2 protein-coding genes are annotated in these 3,340 nt (G+C 60.5%); both read left to right on the top strand.

The features are described 5' to 3' along the window. Nucleotides 1-162 precede the first annotated feature (162 nt). Nucleotides 163-408, top strand: coding sequence for a TIGR02647 family protein (locus AC1DH9_RS25580; RefSeq protein ID WP_427538838.1), 246 nt, complete (start codon nt 163-165; stop codon nt 406-408). Nucleotides 409-592: 184 nt separating this feature from the next. Next, nucleotides 593-3,340, top strand: a 2,748-nt coding sequence (locus AC1DH9_RS25575) for a class I adenylate cyclase (protein WP_477809020.1), incomplete at its 3' end; no start/stop codon positions are given.

The following is a 3,340-nucleotide window of genomic DNA, read 5'->3' as shown; positions in this document are numbered from 1 at the left end:
CCCCTATCGCGCGGGCACGGCTCTCATTGTGGCGAGGGAGCTGCGCCTGCAAGCATGTTCAACTGCCTGCAACGAAAAGCTCTAAGCCAACACTGGACATGCCGCCCGAGTGCGTTCACCTTAGGGGCGCTGTCGTCTATTCCTAGAAAGTCTGGAGTCCTTATGTCGCTTACCCCTGAGCTGGTTGCCGAACTGGAAATCCTTGCACTCTTCAACCTGGACAGTTCCCAGGAAGGTTTGAAAATCCATCATACCGCTGCCCCGAAAGCCATTGCCGCCGCACAACGCCTGTTCGACAAAGAGTTGATTACCCAGCCCGACGGCGGTTATCTKACCAGCCTGGGCCGTGACGCCGCGCAGAATATTCAGACCGTTCTGACCATTTTGTCTGTCGAAGAAACCGCATAATCGCTGCCGTATCGCCCACGGGAACCCCTGCTACGGGATTTCCGCGGGCAGACTGTCGCTCGTCGATAGAAATTTGACGCCAGAAACCAAAATTCAGCTTAAAAGTCCTGAGCATCAGGCTGTAAACTGCCCATCGCCCTGAGACCTTCCCACGTTCGAGCATTGCGAGCCGGTTTGAGCTGACATGACCCGCACCCATGAAATCCGCCCTGATCTGGACGAAGGAATCGATCGCAAGGTTCTGAGCCAGYTGCGTGCGCGCTTTCTGAAACTCAATGACGGCCGGCTGGCCCGTGCCATGGAAGGGTTGTCACCCCGCCAGCAAGGGGTTTTGACCCTGCTGCCGCTGTTCTTCCACGTCAATCACCCGCTGTTGCCAGGTTACGTCTCGGGCAGCACACCGGCCGGGCTGTCGAATTTCGAACCTGACGCCACGGCGCTCGCCGAAGCGCAACGCCTGACCCGCTCCTTCTCCTACAAGCCCCGCCACGGCAATCCGCCGCGGCCGATTCAGGGTTTGTTCCTGATGGGCAGCCTCGGCACKCTSGCCCAGGCCGATCAAAGCGACATGGACGTGTGGGTTTGCCACGCCCCGGACCTGAGCGAAAGCGAACTCGCCGAACTGCGCAAAAAATGCCAACTGCTCGAAATCTGGGCCGCCAGCCAGGGCGCCGAGGCGCATTTCTTTCTGATCGACCCGCAACGTTTCGTCCGTGGCGAACGCGACACCCAATTGAGCTCCGACGACTGTGGCACCACCCAGCATTACTTGCTGCTCGATGAGTTCTATCGCACCGCTATCTGGCTCGCGGGGCGCACGCCGATCTGGTGGCTGGTGCCGGTGTACGAAGAGGCCGGCTACGACCAGTACACCCATACATTGCTGTCCAAACGCTTTATCCGCGCCGACGAAACCCTCGATCTCGGCCATCTGGCACAGATTCCGCCCGGCGAATTCATCGGGGCCGGGCTCTGGCAGTTGTTCAAGGGCATCGAGTCCCCCTACAAATCGGTGCTCAAGCTGCTGCTGACCGAGGTCTACGCCAGCGAACACCCGAACGTCAAATGCCTGAGCCTGCGCTTCAAACAAGCCGTGTTCGCCAACCGTCTCGATCTGGATGAGCTCGACCCGTACATCGTGGTCTACCGGCGCATCGAGGAGTACCTCACGGCCCGAGGCGAGCCAGAACGGTTGGAGCTGGTTCGGCGCGCCTTGTACCTCAAGGTCAATCGCAAGCTGACCGGCAACAGCGGCCAGCGCAGCAAAAGCTGGCAGCGCCTGCTGCTGGAGCGGCTGGCTGAAGAATGGGGCTGGGATCAACGGCAATTGGCAATGCTCGACAGCCGCAGCCAATGGAAGGTCCGCCAGGTCAGCGCCGAACGCCGGGCCCTGGTGAATGAACTCAACTACAGCTACCGCTTCCTGACCCAATTCGCCCGCACCGAGCAGAGCGTCAGCCTGATCAACAAGCGCGACCTCAATGTACTGGGTCGCAGGCTGTATGCCGCCTTCGAACGCAAGGCCGACAAAGTCGAGTTCATCAACCCCGGCATTGCACCAGACCTGGCCGAAGACACATTGACTCTCGTCCAGTCAGCAAACAAGAAAGAACCCGGACAGACCCACTGGGGTTTGTACAACGGCAACCTGGGTGCGCTGGAATGGGAACATTTCGCGCCGATCAAGCGCAGCCGCGAACTGCTGGAGCTGTTGACCTGGTGCCACCGCAACGGTGTTATCGACAGCAGCACGCGCCTGGCCTTACACCCTGGCAGCAGCGACCTGAGCGAGTTCGAGCTGTTCAATCTGCTGGGCAGCCTGCAACAGACCATCGCGCTGCCCCTGACCAGCGTCAGCGAAGAACAACTGCTGCATGCCAGCGTGCCGAGCGAGGTGCTGATTCTGGTGAACGTGGGCGTCGACCCGCTCAAGCACCACCGCGACCTGAACATCCTGATGACCACCGAGCGCACAGACTCGCTGAGCTACGCCGGAGTGCGCGAGAACCTGGTGCTGACCCTTGACCAGGTCACGCTCAACAGCTGGAACGAAGTGCTGGTCAGCCGCTACGACGGCGCCCACGCCCTGCTCGATTGCCTGCGCGATTACCTCAACAATCTGCCAAGCGGCCCACAGCAACCTCGACTGCGAGTGCGCTGCTTCTGCCATAACCGCGCGCAGTTCATCGCCCAGCGTGTCGAAGAAGTGCTCGATACCGCGCAAAACCTGCTGCTCAGCAAACTCAATCATCGCTACCTGATCCAGGTCCAGCAGCATTACCACGTGCTGGAACTGGTGCCTGGCCAGGTCAATCATGTCGCGCTGTCCAGCCCGTCGGCACTGCTCGATTACCTGAACCAGGACCTGACCCGCTACAGCCCGCTGCAACTGGACCCGATGGCGCTGGCGGATCACGACCTGGCGCTGATCCTGCCGATGGGCCAGCCCCACTGCATTCAGGTGTTTTACCGCATCAACGATGCCCACGCCGAGCTGTACGTGCTGGATGAATTCAATGCCCTGTGGCAACAGCGCCAGCCGTATCACGACGAGCAAAGCCTGCTGGTGCCACTGCAACGTTTCCTGCAATCGATCCTGTTTCGCCGTGACGCGCTATTGCCGATGGACGCTGCCCAACCTGTGGCAGTCCTGGAAACCCTGTACTACCAACTGCTGCCATCGGGCACCAGCCGGGCACGCCGGGTCGAGCCGCGCCCGGCACCGCAAACACCGGTGAACAAGCCGTTCTACGACGTCCAGGCAATCGTCGGCAAAGCCGTACCGGGGCAAGGCCAGGTCACCTTGTATTGCAATCAGCGAGAGTTTTCCGAGCTGGAACATGGCGACCAGCTATTTGCCATGGTCGCGCAGGAGATCGTCGGGCAGCGTCGCGAGGCGCAACACTATCGCTGCTACATCACCGACCTGGAC

It is taken from the genome of Pseudomonas sp. 05T35, assembly GCF_056396605.1.
Note: the sequence above shows the minus strand (reverse complement) of the source record. Positions and strands in the feature narration are given on the sequence as shown.